Raw genomic sequence first — 23,059 nt, 5'->3', positions numbered from 1 at the left:
CTTCCGGCCACTCGCCGGCTAATGACTGACGGCCTCACGGGGGGAGGGCGTCAGCGCGGCGCCCACCCGTTCGACGAGCAGGGCCATCTCGTAGCCGACCTGGCCGACGTCGCAGCTGCGCGCCGCGAGCACGGCCATCGACGAACCGTCGCTGACGGACATCAGGAAGAGATACCCGCTGTCCATCTCGATGATCGTCTGCTGGACCGCGCCGGCGTCGAACATCCGTGACGCGCCCTCGGTGAGGCTGACCACGCCGGAGGCGATGGCCGCGAGCTGGTCGGCGCGGTCCGCCGGCAGGTCGCGTGAACACGCCAGCAGGAGGCCGTCCGCCGACACCGCCACGACGTGGGCGATGCCGGCGACGCTGTTGGCGAAGTTGTTGAGCAGCCAGCCCATGTCATGCATGGTGGGGGGCCTGGTCACTGGTCCTTCTCCTTAGCCGGGAGGGTGCCGGCTTCGGCAGTGCCGTCCGTACGCCCTCGTTGCACACCACGGTGGTACGCGGACAGGAGTCCACGAACCTCGTCCGGGCTGCGACGGTTCTGGTGGCGCGGTCCCGCCTGCACGCCGCCGGGCACCAGCTGTGCCTGCGGTACGCGCTTGGGCAGACCGGACCGGGTGGTGCCGGCGTCGACGGGCTCAGCCGCCGCCATCGCCAGCTTCCAGCCATCGTCGGCAGCCGTCTTCCACCGGTCCTCCGCCGCCTGTCGCGGCCGCGGAACCGATGATCCATTGTGCCCGGTCGTCTCGGACCTCGTCGCGGCCGGGGGTGCCGGCGATGCCGGCGCAGGCGGCGGCGAAACGGGCACTGCCGCAGGCGAGGCCGGCGCCGCCGGTGGCGGCGAAACGGGCGCCGCCGGCTGCGAAGAGGTCGATTTCGAGTTGGGCGGCGGTGCGTACCCGGCGGTCGGCATCCCCCACTCCTCGGTGGCCGCCGCGTCATGGTTGCGGAACCAGCTCTGCTGCATCTGCACGAAGATCGGAGCGTCGTTCCGCTCCTCGGCAGGCGTCGGCATCGGCATGGCCGGCACCGGCGGCATCGCGGCGAGGGCAGCCCCCCAGCTGCCCGAGTCCGGCTGAGTCGGCGCCGGGGTCGGCGGCATCGGCGTCGGGGTGAACCCGTTCATCGAGGTCGTCGCGGTCTGCGCGGTGGCCGGCTGGGCCACCCGGGTGGGCAGCGGCGGCCGGTTCGGGGTCGGCGCGGCGGGCGCGGACGGCGCCGACGCGGGCGGTCGCTGCGACGGGAACATCGGCAGCGACGGGTGCGACGGCTGGTCGGACCAGCGCTCGGGCCCGGCGGCAGCCGGGGAGATCGCCGGCAGGGTGGCGGTCGCGGTCCGGGAGGCCCAGCCGCCGGCCGGCGCGGGAAGCTCCGGCGTCTGCCCGCCGCTCGGCAGCGCCCCGCCGCCGCGGTGCGGGAGCACCACGATGCTGCTCGGCAGGATCACCTGGGCGACCGTGCCGCCCTCGATGTTGGCCCGCAGCTCGACCCGGATGCCGTACCGGCCGGCGAGCCGGCTGACCACGGCGAGACCCATCAGCCGGAAGGCGGCCACGTCCACGTCGGCCGTCTCGGCGAGCCGGCGGTTGAGCTGGTCCATCTGCTCCTCGGACATGCCGAGGCCGCGGTCCTCCACCTGGATCACCACGTAGTCGCGGATGCGCCGGGCGTCGGCGACCACGCTCGTGGTGGGCGGGGAGAACCGGGTGGCGTTGTCGAGCAGCTCGGCGACCAGGCGGACGACGTCGTTGACGGCGAGCGCGGCGATCGCGATGTCGGTGTCGACCGTGCCGAACTCGATCCGGTTGTACAGCTCGACCTCGGACTGGCTGGCCCGCAGCGCGTCGACCAGCAGCGCGTCCTCGCGGCGCGGCGCGCTGGAGTCGGCGCCCGCCAGCACCAGCAGGTTCTCGTCGTTGCGGCGCATCCGGGTGGCGAGGTGGTCGAGCTCGAAGAGCCGGGCGAGGCGCTTCGGGTCCTCCTCGGTGCGCTCGATGCTGTCCAGCTCGCCGATCATGCGGTCGACCAGGGACTGCGAGCGGCGGGCCAGGTTGAGGAACATCGCCGAGACGGTGGTGCGCAGCGCCGCCTGCTCGGCCGCGATGCGGACCGCCTCGCGGTGGACCACGTTGAAGGCCTGGGCGACCTGGCCGATCTCGTCGCGGTTGGTGAGCCGGATCGGGTCGCGCAGCTGGCCGACGATCTCGTCGGCGCCGCTCTCGCCGAGCGTCCGGGCGTCGCGCAGCCGGGCCACGGCGTCGGGCAGGTCGCGGTTGGCCACGGCGAGCGCGCCCTCACGCAGCCGGCGCAGCGACAGGTTGAGCGAGCGGGCCAGGATCACGGCGAGGGCGATCGCGACGATCAGCACGAGGACCACCAGCGCGGCCTCGAGCGCGGCCTGCCGTACGACCGCGGCGCTCTCGTCCGCGGCGAGCTTGAGGTTCCGGTTCTCCAGCTCCTGCTCGGCCCAGCGCATCAGGTCGACGACGGCGCCGAAGGAGTTGGTGACCTCGACGGCCGGCACGGTCACGCCGCGGCCGAGCTGGATCGAGATCTGGTCGGTCAGGTTGACGGCGTCGCCGGTGACCACGTTGTCCACGAGGGACTGCTGCTCGGGCGAGGCGAACGCGGCGAACGTCAGCAGACCCTCCTGCTGGCTGGTCTGTGCCCCGATGAACGAGGCGCGCTGCTCGTTGCTGAGGTCGTTGGAGACCAGGGCCGAGTACGCCATCGACTCGAGATCGGCGGCGCCAGCCTTCGCCTTGGCGAATGCGCTGGTGGCCCGCAGACTGTCGCCGACCTCGTCGTCGCCGGCGTACTGGCTCACGGCGTCGCCGTAGCCGAGCAGGTCGGTCAGGACGACCCCGTACCGGGACATCGCCTCGGCGACACCGAGGCCGTCCTTCTTGCCCACCTGGTTGCGCGTGGAGTCCAGCGCGTTCAGGTTGTCGTCGATCTGCACGAGGCGGTTCTGCACGGCCGGCGGCGGATCCTCGAGCGCGCGCCGGTCGTCCCGGTACACCTGGATCTCGGCGTCGGTCTTCTTGACCGCGGCGTTGTACGTCGCGACCGGCGCGCCCGGCGTCGCCAGGTACGCTGCGGCCTGCATCCGTTCGTTGTGCAGGAGCTGGGTCAGGGTGGAGACGTCGGTGCCGAGCTGGGTGAGCTTCTCGACCTGGCCCGCCTCGGTGGCACGCTGACTCACGTCGACCAAACGGGCGGTCGCGAGCACGATCACCGCGGCAAGCGGAACGAACAGGATGAGGGCCAGCTTGGCCCGGATCCGTGCGTCCCTCAACCGGGGGAAGACACCACGGCGCGTCACCTGGGTCGAAGATCCGGTGCTCACGACTTCTCCTCCGTGGTCATCCCCGTATCTCTTCGCCCGCCAGAGGCTGCGGCTCGGCGATTTCATCAGAGAGAGTTGCCGTTTGGGAAGTCGAAGTACGCCCGGAAACAAACTTGTTGTCCGATGAGTAACTACCCTTTCGGTTCCACAATCGACACCAAACGCGTGTTGACGTGCACGAATGTCCGACCAGCCACTGATTGTAATTTTCCGGTTACCGAACACCGTCAAGATTCCAACCAATATGTGAGACGACTATCCCGCGCCGGCGATCCGCACCGGCTTGACCAGCCGCCTTCACGTTGGCAAGGTTTGGCGCGATCAGACGGACACGTTGTCCGTACAGACGCGCTCGCGGCCGGTCACCGTTGCCGCCCGTGCTCCGCGTTTCTGCCCCTCGAGGAGGCACCGCAGTGAGGCTCCCCCGCCTCGCCACGGCATCCGTCGTGGCCTCGACGCTTCTCGTCGCCGGACTGGCCGGCTGCACATCGGATGACGGCGGTTCGGGCGGCGACGGCGACACCATCGTGATCGGCGCCGACCTGAACAACTCGTCCAGTGTGGATCTCGCGTACGGCCGCGCCCTTCAGTTGCGGATCGAGCAGGTGAACGCGTCGGGCCGGTTGGGCAAGCGGAAGCTGGCGCTGCGCACCCAGGACAACCGCTCGGACCCGAAGGCGTCGCTGAGCAACCTCACCAGGTTCGCCGACGACCCGTCGGTGGCCGCGGTCGTGACCGGCTCGTGCGACCTGTGCGTGGTGGAGAACGTCAAGACGATCAACGACCGGAAGCTGCCGACGATCGCGCTGGCCGCCTCCGACGAGGTCGCCCAGCCGGTCTCCGAGCGGCCGTACATCTTCAAGATCGGCCCTAACTCGTCCGACAGCGCCGCCACCCTGGTGGCCGAGCTCCGCCGCATCCAGGTCCCCGACGTCGCGGTGCTCTACACCGACGACTACTACGGCCGGGGCGCCGACAAAGCGCTGGACGCCGAGCTCCTCAAGGCCGGCATCGACCACCCCGCCGCACGCTCGGTGAAGCCGGCCGCCACCGACATCACCCAGGCGGTCGGCACGCTCACCGACACCGAGCCGGGCGCGCTGATCGTGCTGGCCTCGCCGGACCAGGCCGCGCTCGCTGCCTCCAGCGCCCGGAGCGACGGCTTCAAGGGCCGCATCTACTTCGACGCGGCCGCCGCGAGCGACATGTTCATCCCGATCTCCGCGGCCGCCGCCACCAACAACACCACGATGGTGTTCACCCAGATCCTGGCGATCGACGACGTGATCGCCACGACGCCGGCCAAGGCCTCGCGCAAGCAGTGGTTCCGCGACTACGTCTCGCGGTACGGCAGCTACTCGGGGGTCGCCTCATTCGCGGCCGACGCCGCCGACCTGATCGCCGCCGCGGTCGCCCGGGTGGGTGTCAACCGCGATCAGATCCGGCAGATCATCGAGACCTCCCAGGTGGACGGCATCTCGGGCCCGATCCGCCTCACCCCGGCCAACCACTCGGGCCTCATGCCGCAGGCGCTGACGCTGCTGGTGGCGCGGGCCGGACGCTGGCGGCTGGCATCATAAATGATCACTACGCGCCACGCAGAGTGATCGCCCAAAAGGTTTCTTAAGAAACGGGCATGGAGTGGCGGTGCAGGGCACGGATTCCGTAACGTGCCCGGCATGGCATTCCGGACCTCGGCCAAACTGTTGGGGGTCACGCTCGGCGTTGCCGCGCTGGCCGGCGCCAGCCAGCTCGGGCTGGCGTACGGCCTCGGCATAGTCGGCCTCACCCGCACGCTTGACATCACCATGCGTGACCACTGGACTGCTCAGCTGGCCTGGGTCGCCTGGTTCGCCATGACCGCGGCCGTGGCCGGTGGCATGGCCGGCCGGCAATACCTGCCGAAGGGGTCGGGCGCGGGCACCCGGCTCGTCTCCGCGGTCGCCGCGGCCATCGGCGCGGGGGTGGTGGTGCCGCTGACGATGCAGCCGGCCCGCAACACCCACGTGGCCGGGGTGCAGCCGGTGGTCGTGATCGGCATCTGCGCCGCGCTGGGCGCGGCGGCCGGCATCTTCGCCGCCTACGCGGCGCTGAGCCGCTGGGTCGCCCGCTGGAGCTTCGCGACCGTCGGCATCGCGGTGTGGGTGATCGCGGTGGTCTCGGTGGCGCCGTCCATGGCCCCGGGCAAGACCCTTCCTTCCGTACGCCTCGGCGTGCTCGACCCCGAGTTCCTCTCGGCCGAGGCCACCAGGCGCACGGCGCTGTTCACGATGCCCGCGCTCGCCCTGATCAGCGGCATCGCGATGGGCTGGGCGTCCCGGCGTCGCGGCCTGTCCACGCTGAACATCGCCCTGTCCGGCCTGGCCGGCCCGGCCCTGCTCACGGTGGCCTACCTGATCGCCGGCCCCGGCACCGACCAGTACCAGACCGTCCCGTACTGGGCGGCGATGACCGCGGCCGGCGCCGGCGTGCTCGGCTCGGTCCTGGCCGCCATCCTCCGCCGCGCCCCCGCCTCGACGACCGGCTCCGACGCGTCCGCCGACGCGACGCCGCAACGCCCGCCGCTGCCCAAGCGCGACGCGCAGCCCGCATCGGCCATCGCCCAGGCCGCGGCGGTCGCCGCCCAGCGCCCCGAGGAGCAGCTGCGCCCCTCCGACACCGGGGTCCTCGCGACGCAGGACATGCCGCCGTTCAACGGCTTCGCGCCCGTGACGCCGGCGCCCGCGCCGGTCAAGTCGGCGCCCACGCCCATCCCGCAGCAGCCCGCCAGGGGGCGGGCCCGCCGCGGTCGCCAGCAGCCCGAACAGCAGCAACAGCAGTCCGACAACGTGGCCGACTGGGTGAGCGGGCTAGGTAACGGATAGAAGACCGGCAACCCCGCACCCGCCTCGGCCGGTTCCTCGCCGGCCGCGGTCTACGCCGGGTTCACCCCCGACCACTACGTGACGTTCTACAAGCTCTGATCAGGGGACGGCGGGGTTGCCGACATCGCGACGTAGACCTTTCCTCCGCTGGCGCGGAACTCGTCCGATTTATCGCGCATCCCCGCCGCCCGAATCTCGTGCGAGATCTTCATCGAGCAGAACTTCGGCCCGCACATCGAGCAGAAATGCGCGGTCTTGGCGGGCGCCGCCGGCAGCGTCTCATCGTGATAAGCACGCGCGGTCCCGGGATCGAGAGCCAGCTCGAACTGGTCCTCCCACCGGAACTCGAAGCGGGCCTTCGACAGCGCGTCGTCCCAGGCCTGCGCCCCCGCATGCCCCTTGGCCAGGTCGGCCGCGTGCGCCGCGATCTTGTACGCGATCATCCCGGCCTTCACGTCGTCCCGGTTGGGCAGCCCTAGATGCTCCTTGGGGGTCACGTAGCAGAGCATCGCCGTCCCGAACATCCCGATCATCGCGGCCCCGATCGCCGAGGTGATGTGGTCGTACGCCGGCGCGATGTCCGTGGTCAGCGGCCCGAGGGTGTAGAACGGCGCCCCGCCGCACAGCGCGACCTGCAGATCCACGTTCTCCTTGATCTTGTGCATCGGCACGTGGCCCGGCCCCTCGACCATCACCTGCACGTCGTGCTCCCAGGCCAGATGCGTCAGCTCCCCCAGCGTCCGCAGCTCGGCGAACTGCGCCTCGTCGTTGGCGTCCGCGATCGACCCCGGCCGCAGCCCGTCCCCGAGCGAGAACGTGATGTCGTATTCCGCGAATATCCGGCACAGCTCTTCAAAGTTCGTATAGAGGAAATTTTCCTGATGGTGAGCCAGACACCAGGCCGCCATGATCGACCCACCCCGCGACACGATGCCGGTGACGCGAGTGGCGGTCAGCGGCACATACGGCAGCAGCACCCCCGCATGGATCGTCATGTAGTCCACGCCCTGCGCCGCCTGCTCGAGCACGGTCTCGCGGAACACCTCCCACGACAGCCGCGACGGCTCACCCTTGACCTTCTCCAGGGCCTGGTAGAGCGGCACGGTCCCGATCGGCACCGGCGAGTTCCGGATGATCGCCTCCCGCGTCTCGTGGATCCGCGGCCCGGTCGACAGGTCCATGACCGTGTCCGCGCCCCACCGCGTCGCCCAGGTCATCTTCTCGACCTCTTCGTCCACCGACGAGGTCACCGCCGACGTCCCGATGTTCGCGTTGACCTTCACGAGGAACCGCGACCCGATCACCATCGGCTCCGACTCCGGGTGGTGGTGGTTGGCCGGCAGCACCGCCCGCCCCGCCGCGATCTCCTCGCGCACGACCGACGGCTCGACTCCCTCCCGGATCGCCGCGAACTCCATCTCCGGCGTGATCACTCCCGCACGCGCGGCCGCCAGCTGCGTCCCGTGCGCACCCCGCCACGGCGCCCGCAGCGGCGGCAGCCCGGCCGAGGGATCGCTGCCCGGCCCCGATGTGTCGTACAGCCGCACCGGCTCGTTCCCGTCGCTCAGCAGTACCTCGCTGAACGGCACGCGCACGTCGGCGCGCGTCCCCTCGACGTAGACCTTCCGCCTCATTTTTTCTCCCCAATCAGTACATAACGGACGACACGAGGCAGCACAATTCCCCTGCACCGGGCCCGGCCGAGATCAGGCGAAGTGGTTCAGCGGCCCGGGCCCGGCGCCCAGCCGCCAATCGCTGCCACCTCGCAGCGCGGCGGTCACATATTTCTTGGCGGCGCTCACCGCCGAGGGCACCGAGTCGCCGAACGCCAGCCGCACCGCGAGCGCCGACGAGAAGGTGCATCCCGACCCGTGGTTGTTGATCGTGTCGACCGGCTCGCCGTGCAGTGTCGTGGTCACCCCGTCGTGCCACAACACGTCCGTCGCCAGCTCGCTGCCGGTCACCACCACCGCGCGCGCTCCGCCCGCGGCGAGCCGGACGGCCGCCGAAACCATTTCCCCGGCCGTTTCCACCGGGCTTCGCGTGAGGGCGCCGGCTTCCTGCCGATTAGGCGTCAAGATGCATCCGTACGCGAGGAGCGGCTCGACAGCCGCAGCGGCCGCGAGCCGTGCTCCCGAGGTCGCGACGAGAACCGGATCGACGACCAGGTTCGGCAATTGCGACCCTCGTGCCCGGATCAGCTCGGCCACCGCCTTGTCGCCGATCATCCCGACCTTCACCGCCGCCACCTCGAAATCGCAGAGCACCGCGTCGAGCTGCGCCTCCACCACCTCGATCGGCACCGGGTGAATGGCCGTGACCCCGAGCGTGTTCTGCGCCGTGATCGCCGTGATGACCGACGTCCCGTAGGCGCCCAGCGCCGCGAACGTCTTGAGGTCGGCCTGAATCCCCGCTCCCCCACCGGAGTCCGACCCGGCGATGGTCAGCACCACCGGCGGCGTCATTGCGGCCCCACCACCAGGTCGTCCGCGGCGTCGGGCTCCGCCGCGAAATCTGGCCCCGCCGCGGCGTCGGGCCCCACCGTGAAATCTGGCTCCGCCGCGGAATCGGGCTCCGCCGCGGAATCGGGCTCCGCCGCGGAGTTTTCCTCCACATCGGACGAGGAGTCGACGCTTCGGACCGCGCGGGCCGTGCGCGCCCGCCCGAAGGCGGACGCCAGATCCCGCGACACCTGCTCCGGGTCCACGGCGCGCATCACCGCGCCCATCACCGCGATGCCCCGAGCCCCGGCCGCCGCGCACGCTGCCGCTCGTGCGGGCGTGTCGATCCCGCCCAGCGCGAGCCACGGCACGTCGCCCGCAAGCTCGGCCGCCCGCTCCGGAGCCAGCGCCGGCCCGTAGCCCGGCTTCGACAGCGTCGGATAGACCGGCGACAGGGTCACGTAGTCCTCGATGGACAGTCGCGGGGTGTCGTGGCACGAACGGCCGACCAGCGCGACGTCGGCCGCCGGCAGCGGGTCCGCCTCCGCCAGGTGCACGGCGTCCGCGCCCAGCGGGTCGGGCCCCGCGACGATGAGCCGGCCCGGCGGCAGGAGGTCCCGCAGCGAGACCGCGAGCGCCCGCCTGTCGGCGTACGGCAGATCTCTCTCCCGGAGAATGACCCACGCGACGCCGCCGCGGACCGCCCGCGCGACCACCGTCAGAAGCGAGCCGGAGGCGAGCCGCCGATCGGTCAGCAGCACCAGACCGCTCGGCGTCACCATTGCGCCAGACCCTCGTCCGAAGTGGATGCCACCGCGTGGAAGCGCCGGGGAATCCGCCCCGACGTGTAGGCGAGACGCCCCGCGGTCACCGCGTGCCGCATCGCCGCCGCCATTCCCGCCGGATCGTCGGCCCGGGTGATCGCGCTCGCGATGAGGACCGCGTCGCAGCCCAGCTCCATCGCCAGCGCCGCGTCCGACGCCGTGCCGATGCCGGCGTCCAGCACCACCGGGATCTCCACCGACCGGCGGATCAACCGGATGTGATGCGGGTTGGAGATGCCGAGGCCGGAACCGATCGGCGAGCCGGCCGGCATCACCGCGGCGCAGCCCACGTCGGCCAGCCGGCGGGCCAGGATAGGGTCGTCGCTGGTGTACGGCAGCACCGTGAAACCGTCGGTCACCAGTTGCTCGGCCGCCTTCAGCAGCTCCACCCCGTCGGGCAGCAGCGTCCGCTCGTCGCCGATCACCTCGAGCTTGATCAGGTCGGTCTCGAAGGCGTCGCGGGCCAGGTGGGCCGTCTTGATCGCATCGCCGGCCGTGTAGCAGCCGGCCGTGTTCGGCAGCACCCGCACGCCGAGCCGGTCGAGCATCGGCAGCAGGCCCGGACCGGCCGCGTCGACCCGGCGCAGCGCCACGGTGACCAGCTCGGTCTCCGACGCCCGGATCGCCTCCTCGAGGGCTGCGAGGCTGTTCGCGCCGCCGGTGCCGAGGATGAGCCGAGATTCCCCGAACAGCATCGTCACCCCCCCTGCGCCGCGGTGAGCACCTCGACCGCGTCCCCGTCGGCAAGCCGGCTCGTCTCCCACGTCGACCGCGGCACGACGGTCCCGTTGACCGCCACCGCGACGCCCCGGCGCGCCTCGGTGAGCCGCTCGACCAGGGCGGCAACCGACAGGTCGTCCCCGCTGGTCTCGATGAGCTCCCGTCCGTTGACCGTCAACCGCATCAGAACCTCCCCGGCGCGAAGTGATCGAGCAATGGGTCTTCCTCGCCGGCGACCAGCCCGGCGATGAGATCGGCCGTGATCGGGGCCAGCAGTACCCCGTTGCGGTGGTGCCCGGCCGCCACGATGTGGTTTCCCCGCAGACGACCGAGCAGCGGCGCGTTGTCCGGCGTGCCCGGCCGGTGGCCCACGGTCGTCTCCGCCAGCTCCCACTCGGCCAGCCCCGGGACCAGGTCGATCGCGGCGTGCAGCAGGTCGTGCACCCCGCCCGCGGTGATCGCCCGATCGGTCCGTTCCTCCTGGGTGGCGCCGACCACGATCTCGCCGTCGGCCCGCGGCACGAGATAGACGTGCCGGCCGTCGACGGTCGCATCGAGCACGTGCCGCAGCAGCCCCGGCTCGCCGCGCAGCCGCAGCACCTGCCCCTTCACCGGCCGCACCGGCAACCCGGTCAGCGCGGCCGTGCCGCAGCCGGCCGCGACCACCACGGTCTCCGCGTCCACCTCGGACAGATCGCCGACCCGCTTCGCGACGATCCGCCCGCCGAGCCGCTCCCGCAGGGCCGCCACCACCTTGCGCGGATCGACCTGCCGCTCGGCCGGCGCGTAGACCCCGGCCCGCACCCGCGGCGACAATGCCGGCTCGCGTCCGCGCAGTTCCGACGGACGCAGCCGGGGACGCTTCTGCCTGGTCCAGACCCGCGCGGCGTCGGCGAGGTCGTCCGCCGTCATCGCGAGCCCGAGCGTCCCCGCGTCGTCATAGCCCACGTCCACGCCGAGCGCGGCGGCGAAGGCCGGCCACCGCTCGTTGGACTCGTCGAGGAGCCGCGTCAGCGCCGGCTGCTCGAAGGCCGATTCCCCGCCGGGCGCGAGCATCCCGGCCGCGACGTGCCAGGCGCCCGGCTCCCCGCTGTCGAGCACGGTGACGTCGAAGCCGCGCTCCTGAAGCCGCCAGGCAATGGAAAGCCCGATGATCCCGGCCCCGACAACGGCGACTCTCATCGCACGCCACCCGCGACCGCGCCACCCGCACCGCCCGCGCTCGCGACCGCGCCACCTGCACCCGCACCGCCCGCGCTCGCGGCCGCGCCGCCCGCGAGTGTGCCTCCGCGCAATACTTCGAGGTCGCCACGCGGGGCGAGCGCCGTGAGCAGCGCGACCGTTGCCCCCGCCGGATCGCCGGCGATCGCCGAGATCGCCGCCACCCCGTATCCCGGCAGCTCAGCCGCCCGGGAAGCCGTAATGCCGCCGATCGCGATGACCGGCGTGCCCGGCACTGCGTCGACCACCGCCCCGATCCCCGCCGCCCCCAACGGCGCGGGCAGCCCGTCCTTGCTGGACGTGGCAAACGCCGGCCCCACTCCCAGATAGCTGGCCCCGTCGCCGACCGCGGCCCGCCCGGCGTCCGGCGTGCGACAGGTGGCCCCGACAACCGCTCTCGGCCCGAGCACCCGCCGCACCGCGGCCACCGGCAGATCCTCGGCTCCCACGTGCACCCCGTCGGCCCCCGCCGCGAGCGCCACTCCCACCCGGTCATCGACCAGGCAGAGCGCGCCGGCCGCGCGGCAGACCTCGAGAGCCGCGACCGTCAGCTGATGGGCGAGCCGATCCGACGTCTTGACCCTTATCTGAATCGCGACCGGCCCGTGTCCCACGGCCCCGCGCACCACATCGAGCGAGTCGGTGACGATGTGCAAACGAGGAAACAACGAACGCTCCTCCCTGCGCCGGCATGATCCGGATCAGGTTCGACGGTCGGGGGCCGCATCAGCCCCCCTCTCAGCCCGGTGCACCGGACTCCCGTGGGGTTGTCTTCTCCCGGACCATAACCGGCCCGGGAGAAGAAAACTAGCGCACGTCCCAGACCGGCTCCGGGGTCTCGATCACTTCCCCGTCCCCCTGGAACAGCACGAAGCGGTCGAAGGACCGGGTGAACCACCGGTCGTGGGTGACCGCGATCACCGTCCCCTCGAACTGCTTGAGCCCTTCCTCCAGCGCCTCCGCCGAGGCGAGGTCCAAGTTGTCCGTTGGCTCATCCAGCAGCAGAACTGTCGCGCCCGACAGCTCCAGCAGCAGCACCAGGAACCGCGCCTGCTGCCCGCCCGAGAGCGTCCCGAAGAGCTGATCGCCCTGCCCCGCCAGCTCGTACCGGTTGAGCGCCTTCATCGCCCCCGCCCGGTCCATCCCGGAGCGATGATCGTCACCCCGCCAGAGGATCTCGACGAGCGTCCGCTCGAGCAGTTCCGGCCGATCGTGCGTCTGCGAGAAGTGCCCCGGACGCACCCGCGCACCGAGCCGCGCCACCCCCGAGTGCGCCACGTGGGCGAGCGGCGCCCCGTCGACCGGCTTGTTCTCGGCCTCGGGATCGCTGCCGCCGGCCGCCAGCAGCCGCAGGAAGTGCGATTTCCCGGTGCCGTTGGCGCCGAGCACCGCGACCCGGTCGCCGTACCAGATCTCCAGGTCGAACGGGAACGTCAGGTCGTCCATCTCGAGCTGCTCGCAGATCACCGCCCGCTTGCCGGTGCGCCCGCCGCGCAGGTTCATCCGCAGCGACTGCTCCTTGGGCGGCAGTGGCGGCGGGCCCGCCTCCTCGAACCGGCGCAACCGAGTCTGGGCGGACTGATACCGAGAGGCCATATCGGAGTTGTAGGCGGCCTTCTGCTTGTACATCAGCATCAGCTCGCGCAGCTTCTGGTGCTCCTCGTCCCAGCGCCGCCGGTTCTCCTCGAGCTTCTCGTGCCGGTGCACCCGGGCCTCGTGCCATGAGGCGAACCCGCCCGGATGCGTCCAGGCGCTGCCGCCCTCGACCGCCACCACCCGGTCGGCGGTCTGGGCCAGCAGCTCGCGGTCGTGCGAGACGAACAGCACCGACTTCGCCGATTCCTTCAGCCGCTGCTCGAGCCAGCGCTTGCCGGGCACGTCGAGGAAGTTGTCCGGCTCGTCGAGCAGCAGCACCTCGTCGCGCCCGCGCAGCAGCAGGTCGAGCGCGAAGCGTTTCTGCTGGCCACCGGAGAGCGTGCGGACCGGCCGGGGCCGCACCTCGTCCCACGGCTTGCCGAGGATGGCGACGGCCACGGTGTCGAAGAGCACCTCGGCGTCGTATCCGCCCACCTCACCCCAATGGGAGATGGCGTGGGCGTAGGCGATCTGGCTGCGCTCGGTCTCGTCGAGGCTGGCGGCCGCGGCGGCGAGCCGGTCACCGGCGGCGCCCAATGCGGGCTCGACCAGCGACAAAGCAAGATCTTCCAGCGTACGGTCGTCGCCGATCATCCCGATGAACTGGCGCATGACGCCGAGCCCGCCGGAGCGCGCGATGCTCCCGCCCTGGGTCGGCAGGTCGCCGGCGACCATCCGCAGCAGCGTGGTCTTGCCCGCGCCGTTCGGCCCGACCAGGGCGACCTTGGCCCCCTCGCCGACCCGGAACGACACGTCGGCGAAAAGCTCACGGCCATCGGGCAGCACGAAACCCACCCCGGCGACATCCACGTAACCCATGGGCCAGCATTCTCCCGGGCGACGGGCCCCGCGGTCAGCCGGTTTTCCGCGAGACCCGCAGCACCCGGAACCCCTTTTGGCTGGCTACCCGCTCGACCTGCCAACCATGTTCGACGAGCCAGGCATGCAGCGAGTCGCCGCCGAGGTGCCGATTGATCACCAGCCAGGCCACGGCGGACGGGGCGAGCCGCGGCAGCCAGCGCTCCATCAGCGCGTGCAGCTCGGCCTTGCCCACGTGGGTCGGCGGGTTGCTCCAGATCTCGTCGAACACGACGTCGCCGGGCACCTCGTCGGGCGCGGCCACCCGGACGTTCGCCAGCCCGAGCGTCGCCGCGTTCTCCGCGGTGAGCTCGCGGGCACGCGAGTTCACGTCGACCGCCCACACGGTGACCAGCGGCGATTCGCTGGCCAGCACCGCGGCGATCGGGCCGTACCCGCAGCCCAGGTCGAGGAACACCCCGGTGGACGCGGCGGTCGGCAGGCCGCCCTTGCGCAACAGCACGGCGGTGCCGGGGTCGAGCCGCCCGGCCGAGAAGACGCCGGACGCCACGGCCAGCCGGTAGTCACGCCCCGCGACGTTGAACTCGATCTCGCCACGCTGGGCAGGCGTCGTGGGCTCGGCGCTGAAATAATGCTCGGCGGTCACCCCGCAAGTCTGCCGCCGGCCGGGCCCGCCACCTGCGCCGGGGTGCCGCACATGGTGTGCGGCCATCGATCACCGTGCGCTCCTAGCTTGAAATGCATGCTGTACGGCACCCCTCAACGCCGCGAGCATCGCGCGCCCGGTGGCGCACTTGCCCTGTTCGGCAGCGTCATCGCCGCCGCCCGGCCACCGGGACGGCGCGGCAGCAGCGGCGCCGGCCAGCACCGTTCGCGCGCGGCTCGCTCACCCGACCGGCAACGCTCACGCGCGCCCCGCGCACCCGACCGGCCACGTCCGCGGGCCGTCCGCGAGCCGCCGCGGACCGCCCAGTTCCTGGTCCGCGGACTGGCCGCGCTGATCCTGCTCGCCCTGATCTCGCTGACCGCGTTCTTCGTGCTGGCCGGGCGGAACGGCGGTGGGAACGCGGAGGCGGGCGCCGATCCGATCGCGGCCGGCATGCTCGCCTCGCGGACGGTCGACGCGGCCCCGCTGACGGTCGAGGAGATCTTCCCGGACAGCGGCACGGTCCGGCCCGCTGGCACGAACCCGTACCGGATCACGCTGACCCACATCGACGCCGACTGCCGCTCGGCGACCAGCGGCGACCTCGGCGACCTGCTCGTCGAGCACGGGTGCAGCCAGGTGGTGCGGGCCGGCCTGGTGGCGCCGTACGGCGACTACCGGGTCACCGCGGGAATGTTCAACCTGGCCGACGCGGCCGGCGCCGTCGACGTGGACGACGTGCTCCGCCACCTGGTGGAGACCGGCGACGGCGGCCTCGCCACCCTGCCCGCCGGCCGGCACGACCCCGACGCGCTGCCGACGGCGCAGGTCGGCTGGCGCACCCGCGGCCATTACCTGCTCTACTGCGTGATCAATCGGCCCGACGACAGCCTGGTCGCGGCCGACGACCCGTACGCGGCCCGGATCACCGACGACCTCGTCGACAGCTACCTCGGCACCACGGTCCTGGGCCGCCGCGCCGCCGATGCCGGCGCCTAGGCCCGGAGCCTTCGTGTCGCGTCCGCCCGCGTCGCGTACTCGGCCGCCTCCGGATAGCCGACCGCCACCAGCGTGAGCCCGTGCGCCGGCGCCACGGTGACCTCGCTCGACCGTTCCCGCAGCGTCAGCAGCGTCCCCGGCCACGACGGCCCGCGCCGGCCGTCGCCCACGGTCAGCATGGCCCCCACGAGGCTGCGCACCATGGACTGGCAGAACGCGTCGGCCTGCACCGTCGCCACGCACACTCCGTCCGGGTCCCGGCGCCAGTCGAGGCGCGTGATCGCCCGCACGGTGGTGGCGTGCTCCTTCCGCTTGCAGTAGGCCGCGTAGTCGTGTTCCCCCACGAGCCCGGCGGCCGCGGCGTTGAGCCGCGCGAGGTCGAGCGGCCGTACCCATCCCAGCGTGTCGTGGCGGCGCAGCGGCTCCGGCCCCCACGGCGTGTCCGCGACCCGGTACTCGTACCGCCGGAAGGTCGCCGAGAAGCGCGCGTCGAACGACGCCGGCATCGGCGTGATCGCCCTGACTCGGGCGTCCGGCGGCATCAGCGCGGCCAAGCGCCGCAGCAGCGACCCCTCGAGTTCGGCCCAGGACTCGAGCGGCAGGTCGACGTGGCAGACCTGGCCGGTGGCGTGGACTCCCGCGTCGGTCCGCCCGGCCACGGTGAGCCCCAGCGGGGTCTCGGCCCCGACCAGACGTCCCAGCGCCTCGGTGAGCACCCCGGCGACCGTGCGCCGCGCCGGTTGCGCCGCCCACCCGGAGAAGTCGGCGCCGTCGTACGACACGTCCAGCCGTAGGCGAATGGTCTCCATCGATCTCCCCGAGAAAGCGGGCGGACACGAGAAAGGCCCGGCACCCGGGAGGGGTGCCGGGCCTCACCCAGCTGTTGCTGCGGGGATCAGGCCTTGTCTTCCTCGGCCTTGTCCTCGGTCTTGTCGTCGGCGACGGCCTCGACCTTGTCGTCCGCGACGGCGGGCTCGTCGGCAGCGGCCTCGTCGGCAGCTGGCTCGTCGGCCGCGGCGGCGGGCGCCTCGTCCTCGCGGGCCAGCGCCTCGACCTTGTCCTGCTGCGCGGCGGCCTTGCGGGCCGTCTTCTTGGCCGGCGCCGTGGTGGCGGCGACCTGAAGCTCCTCGACCAGCTCGATGACGGCCATCGGAGCGGCGTCGCCCTTGCGCGGGCCGGTCTTGGTGATGCGGGTGTAGCCGCCCGGCCGGTTGCCGTACCGCGGAGCGATCTGCTCGAACAGGGCGTACACGACGTCCTTGTCCTTCACGACGGTCAGCACCCGGCGGCGGGAGTGCAGGTCGCCGCGCTTGGCCTTCGTGATGAGCTGCTCAGCCAGCGGGCGCAGCCGCTTGGCCTTCGTCTCGGTGGTCTTGATCTTCCCGTGCCGGAAGAGCTCCGTGGCCAGGTTGGCCAGGATCAGCTTCTCGTGCGCCGGGCTGCCGCCGAGGCGGGGACCCTTGGTGGGCGTGGGCATTTCGGATGCTCCTTGTTATGGCAAGGTGGCCGAGCTTACAGCTGCTCGGTCTCGCGGTAGTCGTCGGTGTCGTAGTCCACGTCGCCGAACGAATCCACGACGTGCGCCGGGTCGAAGGACGGCGCGCTGTCCTTGAGGCCCAGGCCCATTCCGGCGAGCTTCATCTTGACCTCGTCGATGGACTTCTGACCGAAATTCCTTATATCGAGAAGATCGGCTTCCGTACGCCCTATCAACTCGCCCACGCTGTTGATGCCCTCGCGCTTGAGGCAGTTGTACGACCGGACAGTGAGGTCCAGCTCCTCGATCGGCAGGGCCAGATCGGCGGCGAGCTGCGCATCCTGCGGCGAGGGGCCGATGTCGATGCCCTCGGCGGTCTCGTCCAGCTCGCGGCAGAGACCGAACAGCTCGACGAGGGTCGAGCCGGCCGACGCCAGCGCGGTGCGGGGCGAGATGGACGCCTTCGACTCGACGTCGATGATCAGGCGGTCGAAGTCGGTGCGCTGCTCGACACGGGTCGCCTCGACGCGGTAGGTCACCTTCATGACCGGCGAGTAGATCGAGTCGACCGGGATGCGGCCGATCTCGGCGCCGGTGTTCTTGTTCTGCGCCGCCGTGACGTAGCCACGGCCCCGCTCGACGGTGAGCTCCATGTCGAGCCGGCCCTTGCTGTTCAGGGTGGCCAGCTTGAGGTCGGGGTTGTGCACGGAGACGCCGGCCGGGGGCTGGATGTCACCGGCGGTGACGTCGCCCGGGCCCTGCTTGCGCAGGTACATGCTGACCGGCTCGTCGTGCTCGGAGCTGACGGTGAGCTCCTTGACGTTCATGACCAGCTCGACCACGTCCTCCTTGACACCGGGGATCGTGGTGAACTCGTGCAGGACGCCGTCGATCTTGATGCTGGTCACCGCCGCGCCCGGGATGGACGACAGCAGGGTCCGGCGCAGCGAGTTGCCGAGGGTGTAGCCGAAGCCCGGCTCCAGAGGCTCGATGGTGAACCGGGAGCGGGTCTCCGAGAGCGACTCCTCCGAGAGGGTCGGCCGCTGGCTGATGAGCACGCGTTTCTTCTTTCTGTCAGGCCACCCACTATTTGATGGCCGTCCGTTGATGCACCCGGGGGCGTCGGATGACACCCCCGGGCAGAGCGCTACTTGGAGTAGAGCTCGACGATCAGCTGCTCCTGGACCTGCGTGTCGATGACCGCACGGGACGGGAGCGAGTGCACGAGGATCTTCATCTCGCTGGGGATGGGCTCGAGCCACGCCGGAACCGCACGTGAGCCGGCCTGGGCCTGCGCGACGACGAAGGGGGTCATCTCCTTCGACTTCTCGCGGGTCGTGACGATGTCGTGCTCCTTGACGCGGTACGACGGGATGTCGACCTTCACGCCGTTGACCAGGAAGTGGCCGTGCTTGACCAGCTGCCGGGCCATGTCCCGGGACTGCGCGAGGCCGGCCCGGTAGACGACGTTGTCGAGACGCGACTCGAGGATCTGCAGCAGCACCTCACCGGTCTTGCCGGGCTTGGTGACAGCCTCCTCGTAGTAACCGCGGAACTGCTTCTCGAGCACGCCGTAGACGCGGCGGGCCTTCTGCTTCTCGCGGTGCTGGAGCAGGTACTCGGTCTCCTTCGTGCGGCCGCGGCCGTGCTGGCCGGGCGGGAAGGGACGCGACTCGAACGGGCACTTCGGCCCATCGCACTTGCTGCCCTTGAGGAACAGCTTCATCTTCTCGCGGCGGCAGCGCTTGCAGTCCGCACCTGTGTAACGAGCCATTGTTCCTAGATCTCCCTCAGACCCGACGACGCTTCGGCGGACGGCAACCGTTGTGCGGCTGGGGCGTGACGTCGGCGATCTGGCCGACCTCGAGGCCCGCGGCCTGCAGCGAACGGATCGCGGTCTCCCGGCCGGAGCCGGGGCCCTTGACGAACACGTCGACCTTGCGCATGCCGTGCTCCATCGCCCGGCGAGCGGCGGCCTCGGCGGCCAGCTGCGCGGCGAACGGGGTCGACTTGCGGGAGCCCTTGAAGCCCACCTGGCCGGAAGAGGCCCAGGAAATGACCGCACCGGTCGGGTCGGTGATCGACACGATGGTGTTGTTGAAGGTGCTCTTGATGTGCGCCTGCCCGTGGGCGACGTTCTTGCGTTCCTTGCGCCGGACCTTCTTTACTGCGGCCCCTGCGCGTGCCTTCGGTGGCATAAGTCAGTGCGCTCCTATTACTTCCGACCCGGCTTCTTCTTACCAGCGACAGTGCGCTTCGGACCCTTGCGCGTACGCGCGTTGGTCCTGGTGCGCTGACCCCGCACGGGGAGGCCCCGGCGGTGGCGGATGCCGGCGTAGCAGCCGATTTCGACCTTGCGTCGGATGTCCGCGGCGACCTCGCGGCGAAGGTCACCTTCAACCTTGAAATTGCCCTCGATGTATTCGCGGAGCTGAACCAGCTCCTCGTCCGTGAGGTCTTTGGCGCGCTTGTTCAGGTCAATCGCGGTAGCGGTCAGCGCCTCGACGGAACGAGTGCGACCGATCCCGTAGATGTAGGTGAGCGCGATCTCCATCCGCTTGTCGCGGGGAAGATCGACGCCGACGAGTCGAGCCATAAGTGGGCGTACTCCTCGAAATCGTTCGGAGGTCTGTGCCCTCCCCTCCCGCCTGCCCGGGCGGGCCCCGGCCTCCGAGCCGGGGGTGTCGCCGTTTCGAGAAACGGCTGGGACGAGCTTGTTCGGTGCCGGATCCGGCAGCGAAACCCGGGGACTCAGCCCTGGCGCTGCTTGTGGCGCGCGTCGGTCTTACAGATGACCATGACGCGGCCGTGCCGCCGGATGACCCGGCAGTTGTTGCAGATCCGCTTGACGCTCGGCTTGACCTTCACGGTTTGCCTTAACTCTCATTCGGACGGGACATCCCCCGCCCCTGCTACTTGTAGCGGTAGACGATGCGTCCCCGGGTCAGGTCGTACGGCGACAGCTCGACGACGACTCGGTCCTCGGGAAGGATGCGGATGTAGTGCTGCCGCATCTTGCCTGAGATGTGCGCTAGTACCTTGTGACCATTGGCGAGCTCCACGCGGAACATGGCGTTCGGCAGGGGCTCGATCACTCGGCCCTCGATCTCGATGGCTCCGTCTTTCTTGGGCATGTCCTCCGCTACCTGACACTGGGGTTCGGGGCTAGCATGCAACGTCATACCCAAGCCGTCGGCGACGACTTGGACCAGCCGCGGCACCCGCCGCCCTCGAAGCGCTGAGGACATGCGGGAGTGGACGCTGCGCGCCAGCTAGCCAGTGTACGCGGGCCGGATTCGCACGCCAAACCGAGGTCGCCCTGACCCGAGGTCGGGTGTGTCGCCGGGCCCAGAAATCGGACAAGTCCCGCCTTATCACCCGCCGATGGTCGGCCTTCGCGGTTTCGGCGGCAGTTCGCCCCGCGCCGTCGCCTCTGCGATGAACGCCTTCCGCTGCTCCTTGCTGGGGTTCCTCGGCAGCTCGCCGTTCGCGATCGCCTGCCGGTACAGCATCTTGCGCTCGTGCCGGTGCTCCCGCAGGCGCCGGCGGTGCTCCTCTTCCCGAGCGTGCTTGCCCGGCTCGCCGGAGGCCAGGCCGCCGATCGTGCGCACCACCAGCACCACGCCCCACGGCCCCACGATCCAGACCGGCCAGTAGAAGACCGGCTCGCTCGAGAAGATCCAGCCGAGCGCCCAGATCAGCGTGAAGAACGCGAGCACCTTGACCCAAGGTCCCCAGACGTGCCCCAGCCAGGCGCGGTTGGCGCCTTCTCGCTGTTCGATCGCCGCCGGCGGCGGGGCGGGGACGATGGGAGCGGCGTTCGGCAGGTCGGTCAGCAAGCGGTCGAGATCGCCATAGGTCTTCGCCGCGTACGCGTCACGCAGGCGCTCGTCGAATTCGGCGAGATCGAGCCGGCCCTCCTCGAGCGCCGTGCGCAGCTGGTCGGCGACCTGCTGACGGTCGGCGTCGGCGGCCCGCATCTGCTTCCGGCCGTCGTCAGCCATGGCAACCCGGCCTCAGCGACGACGACGGCGATCTCGGCGGCCGCCGTCGCCGAACCACTGGCCGAAGACGCCGAGGACCAGCGGGATCAGCATCCAGACCGGCCAGAAGTACTGGAGGTGCCCGGAGCTGATGCTGGTGATCAGCCAGATCAGGGTGCAGACCAGGATGACGCCGGCGTACGGACCCACCCACTGAGCCATCTGACGGCCCGGGGAGTGCGGGGGGTTGACCGGTACACCGACGGGCGCCGCTGGGGCCGCAGGCTGGATCTGAGAATGCCGCACGGGCACCGTGCCGGGCAGGTCGTCCAGCAGACCGTCCAGATCGGCGTAGGTCTTCGCCGCGTACGTCCGCTGCAGCCGCTCGTCGTACTCGCTCAGGTCGAGCCGCCCCTCGTCGAGCGCCGACTTGAGCTGTTCCGCCACGGCCTTGCGATCACTGTCGCCGGCCCGCATGTCCTCCCGCCCCATGCGTCCCAGCATGCCCGACGCACACAACGACGGCCAGCGCCGGGTCAGGGTCAGGGTTGGCGGGCCGTCACGAGGTCGCCGAGGCGGGCGCGGCCGCCGTCGACCGCGGTGGTCACCCACACGCCGTCCTCGAGCAGGCACATGGTGTGCTCGACGTGCGCCGCCTTCGACCGGTCCCGGGTGATCACGGTCCAGCCGTCGGAGAGCTCGACCGTCCGCGGCGAGCCCGTGGTGATCATCGGCTCGATCGCAAGGCACAGGCCGGGCACCAGCTTCACGCCCTTGCCCGGCTTGCCGTGGTTGAGCACGTGCGGGTCCTGGTGCATCTCGGTGCCGATCCCGTGCCCGCCGTAACCGTCGACGATGCCGTAGCGCCCGGCCTTGCGGACCGCCTTCTCGACGTTGAACGAGATGTCGGTCAGCCGGCCCCGCCCGTTGGCGGCGCCACGCGCGGCCGCGGCGATGCCGGCCCACATCGCGTCCTCGGCGACCTCGGCCATCTTGATCAGCGCCGGGTCGGTCTCGCCGACGCCCACCGTGATCGCCGAGTCGCCGTGCCAGCCCTCCAGGATGGCGCCGCAGTCCAGCGAGATCAGGTCGCCCTCGGCGAGCACCTGGTCGGGTCGCGGGATGCCGTGCACGACCTGCTCGTTGACCGAGGCGCAGATCGACGCCGGGAAGCCGTGGTAGCCCTTGAACGAGGGGATGGCCCCGGCGTCGCGGATCACCTTCTCGGCGATGGCGTCGAGGTCGGCCGTGGAGACACCGGGCGCGATCGCGTCCCGCATCGCATCCAGCGCGGCGGCTACGACCAGGCCGGCGCCGCGCATCTTCTCGATCTGCTCGGGGGTCTTCAGCTGAATGTCCAGCTGGGGGCGGCGCATGGTCAGCCCCCGTACGACCGCAGGGCGTCGATGGCGCGCACCGTGACGTCCTCGACCGGGCCGGTCGCGTCTATTCCTACCAGCTTGCCCTGCGCGCCGAAGAAGTCGACCAGCGGCGCGGTCTTCTCGGCGTACTCGACCAGCCGGTTGGCGATCGTCTCGGCCTTGTCGTCGTCCCGCTGGAACAGCTCCGACCCGCAGCGGTCGCAGATGTTCTCCTTGCTGGTGGGGTCGAACTCGACGTGCCAGATCTTGCCGCAGCCGCGACAGGTCCGGCGGCCCGAGAGCCGCCGGATGACCTCGTCGTCGTCGACCACGAGTTCCATCACCAGGTCGAGCGCGGTGCCGAGGTCGGCCAGCAGCTTGTCCAGCGCCGACGCCTGCGGCACCGTGCGCGGAAAGCCGTCGAGCAGGAAGCCGTCGCCGGCGTCGGGCTCGGCGAGCCGGTCCCGGACCATGTTGATGGTCACCTCGTCCGGAACCAGCTGGCCGGCGTCCATGTACCGCTTGGCCTCCACGCCCAGCGGCGTGCCCTGCGAGACGTTCGCCCGGAAGATGTCACCGGTCGAGATCTTCGGTACGGCCAGGTGCGCGGCGATGAACTCAGCCTGGGTCCCCTTGCCGGCCCCTGGAGGGCCCACCAGTACCAGCCGCACCTACATCGCCTCGCTTCGGTGAGAACGAGCCACGCATACCGCCGA

25 protein-coding genes, 1 pseudogene and 1 riboswitch are annotated in these 23,059 nt (G+C 71.0%); of the genes and pseudogenes, 3 read left to right on the top strand and 23 right to left on the bottom strand.

The window, feature by feature from the left end:
• Positions 1–18 precede the first annotated feature (18 nt).
• On the bottom strand, positions 19–426 hold the full coding sequence (locus ACIA5D_RS10830; protein WP_396029660.1) for a roadblock/LC7 domain-containing protein: 408 nt from the start codon (positions 424–426) through the stop codon (positions 19–21).
• A complete protein-coding gene (locus ACIA5D_RS10825; protein ID WP_396029659.1) occupies positions 423–3,419 on the bottom strand; it encodes a nitrate- and nitrite sensing domain-containing protein in 2,997 nt (998 codons plus the stop codon). Before ACIA5D_RS10825 ends, ACIA5D_RS10830 begins: the two co-directional genes overlap by 4 nt.
• Positions 3,420–3,766: 347 nt before the next feature.
• Between ACIA5D_RS10825 and ACIA5D_RS10820 the strand changes: the two genes are divergently transcribed.
• Together ACIA5D_RS10820 and ACIA5D_RS10815 are read left to right on the top strand one after the other, a co-directional pair.
• Positions 3,767–4,933: an ABC transporter substrate-binding protein gene (locus tag ACIA5D_RS10820; protein ID WP_396029658.1), complete on the top strand. Its 1,167-nt coding sequence runs from the start codon at positions 3,767–3,769 to the stop codon at positions 4,931–4,933.
• A 99-nt stretch (positions 4,934–5,032) separates the two neighbouring features.
• Positions 5,033–6,217: a hypothetical protein gene (locus ACIA5D_RS10815; RefSeq protein ID WP_396029657.1), complete on the top strand. Its 1,185-nt coding sequence runs from the start codon at positions 5,033–5,035 to the stop codon at positions 6,215–6,217.
• An 86-nt stretch (positions 6,218–6,303) separates the two neighbouring features.
• On the opposite strand, the gene thiC is transcribed toward ACIA5D_RS10815, so the two are convergent.
• The 9 genes and pseudogenes from thiC to ACIA5D_RS10770 form a co-directional block, all read right to left on the bottom strand.
• Positions 6,304–7,851, bottom strand: coding sequence for a phosphomethylpyrimidine synthase ThiC (gene thiC / locus ACIA5D_RS10810; protein ID WP_396029656.1), 1,548 nt, complete (start codon positions 7,849–7,851; stop codon positions 6,304–6,306).
• A 72-nt stretch (positions 7,852–7,923) separates the two neighbouring features.
• Entirely contained in the window at positions 7,924–8,682 is a 759-nt protein-coding gene (gene thiD, locus ACIA5D_RS10805) for a bifunctional hydroxymethylpyrimidine kinase/phosphomethylpyrimidine kinase (protein WP_396029655.1), read from the bottom strand.
• The gene (locus tag ACIA5D_RS10800; RefSeq protein WP_396029654.1) at positions 8,679–9,440 is read right to left on the bottom strand and encodes a thiamine phosphate synthase; all 762 of its coding nucleotides are present in this window, start codon (positions 9,438–9,440) and stop codon (positions 8,679–8,681) included. The genes thiD and ACIA5D_RS10800 overlap by 4 nt, the downstream gene beginning before the upstream one ends.
• The gene (locus ACIA5D_RS10795) at positions 9,434–10,177 is read right to left on the bottom strand and encodes a thiazole synthase (RefSeq protein ID WP_396030340.1); all 744 of its coding nucleotides are present in this window, start codon (positions 10,175–10,177) and stop codon (positions 9,434–9,436) included. Before ACIA5D_RS10795 ends, ACIA5D_RS10800 begins: the two co-directional genes overlap by 7 nt.
• A gap of 2 nt (positions 10,178–10,179) precedes the next feature.
• On the bottom strand, positions 10,180–10,386 hold the full coding sequence (thiS, locus tag ACIA5D_RS10790) for a sulfur carrier protein ThiS (RefSeq protein WP_396029653.1): 207 nt from the start codon (positions 10,384–10,386) through the stop codon (positions 10,180–10,182).
• Complete coding sequence (gene thiO, locus ACIA5D_RS10785) at positions 10,386–11,384, bottom strand: glycine oxidase ThiO (protein WP_396029652.1); 999 nt, start codon at positions 11,382–11,384, stop codon at positions 10,386–10,388. Before thiO ends, thiS begins: the two co-directional genes overlap by 1 nt.
• 137 nt (positions 11,385–11,521) lie before the next feature.
• Positions 11,522–12,091 (bottom strand): annotated as a pseudogene (locus ACIA5D_RS10780) (thiamine phosphate synthase); the annotation flags it as partial.
• Positions 12,085–12,196, bottom strand: a riboswitch (TPP riboswitch). (Overlaps the previous pseudogene by 7 nt.)
• 34 nt (positions 12,197–12,230) lie before the next feature.
• The gene (locus tag ACIA5D_RS10775) at positions 12,231–13,877 is read right to left on the bottom strand and encodes an ABC-F family ATP-binding cassette domain-containing protein (protein WP_396029651.1); all 1,647 of its coding nucleotides are present in this window, start codon (positions 13,875–13,877) and stop codon (positions 12,231–12,233) included.
• Between the two features lie 34 nt (positions 13,878–13,911).
• The gene (locus ACIA5D_RS10770) at positions 13,912–14,523 is read right to left on the bottom strand and encodes a class I SAM-dependent methyltransferase (RefSeq protein WP_396029650.1); all 612 of its coding nucleotides are present in this window, start codon (positions 14,521–14,523) and stop codon (positions 13,912–13,914) included.
• A gap of 96 nt (positions 14,524–14,619) precedes the next feature.
• On the opposite strand from ACIA5D_RS10770, the gene ACIA5D_RS10765 reads away from it, so the two are divergent.
• On the top strand, positions 14,620–15,522 hold the full coding sequence (locus ACIA5D_RS10765; RefSeq protein ID WP_396029649.1) for a hypothetical protein: 903 nt from the start codon (positions 14,620–14,622) through the stop codon (positions 15,520–15,522).
• Here ACIA5D_RS10765 and truA read toward each other — a convergent pair.
• From truA to ACIA5D_RS10705, 12 genes are all read right to left on the bottom strand, one after another.
• The gene (gene truA / locus ACIA5D_RS10760; RefSeq protein WP_396029648.1) at positions 15,519–16,331 is read right to left on the bottom strand and encodes a tRNA pseudouridine(38-40) synthase TruA; all 813 of its coding nucleotides are present in this window, start codon (positions 16,329–16,331) and stop codon (positions 15,519–15,521) included. The two genes, ACIA5D_RS10765 and truA, sit on opposite strands and share 4 nt — an antisense overlap.
• A gap of 86 nt (positions 16,332–16,417) precedes the next feature.
• Positions 16,418–16,999 (bottom strand): 50S ribosomal protein L17, encoded by a 582-nt coding sequence (rplQ, locus tag ACIA5D_RS10755; RefSeq protein WP_396029647.1) that lies wholly within the window; start codon positions 16,997–16,999, stop codon positions 16,418–16,420.
• A 35-nt stretch (positions 17,000–17,034) separates the two neighbouring features.
• Entirely contained in the window at positions 17,035–18,057 is a 1,023-nt protein-coding gene (locus ACIA5D_RS10750) for a DNA-directed RNA polymerase subunit alpha (RefSeq protein ID WP_020513615.1), read from the bottom strand.
• 89 nt (positions 18,058–18,146) lie between these two features.
• Positions 18,147–18,773: a 30S ribosomal protein S4 gene (gene rpsD / locus ACIA5D_RS10745; protein WP_396029646.1), complete on the bottom strand. Its 627-nt coding sequence runs from the start codon at positions 18,771–18,773 to the stop codon at positions 18,147–18,149.
• A gap of 16 nt (positions 18,774–18,789) precedes the next feature.
• Positions 18,790–19,197 (bottom strand): 30S ribosomal protein S11, encoded by a 408-nt coding sequence (rpsK, locus tag ACIA5D_RS10740; protein WP_020513613.1) that lies wholly within the window; start codon positions 19,195–19,197, stop codon positions 18,790–18,792.
• A gap of 17 nt (positions 19,198–19,214) precedes the next feature.
• Positions 19,215–19,595, bottom strand: coding sequence for a 30S ribosomal protein S13 (gene rpsM, locus ACIA5D_RS10735; protein WP_203730196.1), 381 nt, complete (start codon positions 19,593–19,595; stop codon positions 19,215–19,217).
• Positions 19,596–19,750: 155 nt separating this feature from the next.
• The gene (gene rpmJ, locus ACIA5D_RS10730; RefSeq protein WP_015619018.1) at positions 19,751–19,867 is read right to left on the bottom strand and encodes a 50S ribosomal protein L36; all 117 of its coding nucleotides are present in this window, start codon (positions 19,865–19,867) and stop codon (positions 19,751–19,753) included.
• Positions 19,868–19,911: 44 nt separating this feature from the next.
• Entirely contained in the window at positions 19,912–20,133 is a 222-nt protein-coding gene (infA, locus tag ACIA5D_RS10725; protein ID WP_007073013.1) for a translation initiation factor IF-1, read from the bottom strand.
• Positions 20,134–20,373: 240 nt separating this feature from the next.
• A complete protein-coding gene (locus ACIA5D_RS10720; RefSeq protein ID WP_396029645.1) occupies positions 20,374–21,003 on the bottom strand; it encodes a DUF1707 domain-containing protein in 630 nt (209 codons plus the stop codon).
• A gap of 12 nt (positions 21,004–21,015) precedes the next feature.
• Entirely contained in the window at positions 21,016–21,474 is a 459-nt protein-coding gene (locus ACIA5D_RS10715) for a DUF1707 domain-containing protein (RefSeq protein ID WP_396029644.1), read from the bottom strand.
• Positions 21,475–21,524: 50 nt separating this feature from the next.
• The gene (gene map, locus ACIA5D_RS10710; protein WP_396029643.1) at positions 21,525–22,358 is read right to left on the bottom strand and encodes a type I methionyl aminopeptidase; all 834 of its coding nucleotides are present in this window, start codon (positions 22,356–22,358) and stop codon (positions 21,525–21,527) included.
• A gap of 2 nt (positions 22,359–22,360) precedes the next feature.
• Positions 22,361–23,014: an adenylate kinase gene (locus tag ACIA5D_RS10705; RefSeq protein WP_020513606.1), complete on the bottom strand. Its 654-nt coding sequence runs from the start codon at positions 23,012–23,014 to the stop codon at positions 22,361–22,363.
• Positions 23,015–23,059 lie beyond the last annotated feature (45 nt).

Source organism: Actinoplanes sp. NPDC051513 (genome assembly GCF_044454685.1).
Taxonomy (GTDB): domain Bacteria; phylum Actinomycetota; class Actinomycetes; order Mycobacteriales; family Micromonosporaceae; genus Actinoplanes.
The sequence above is the reverse complement of the archived record's forward strand: the minus strand, read 5'-3'. Positions and strand labels throughout refer to the sequence as shown.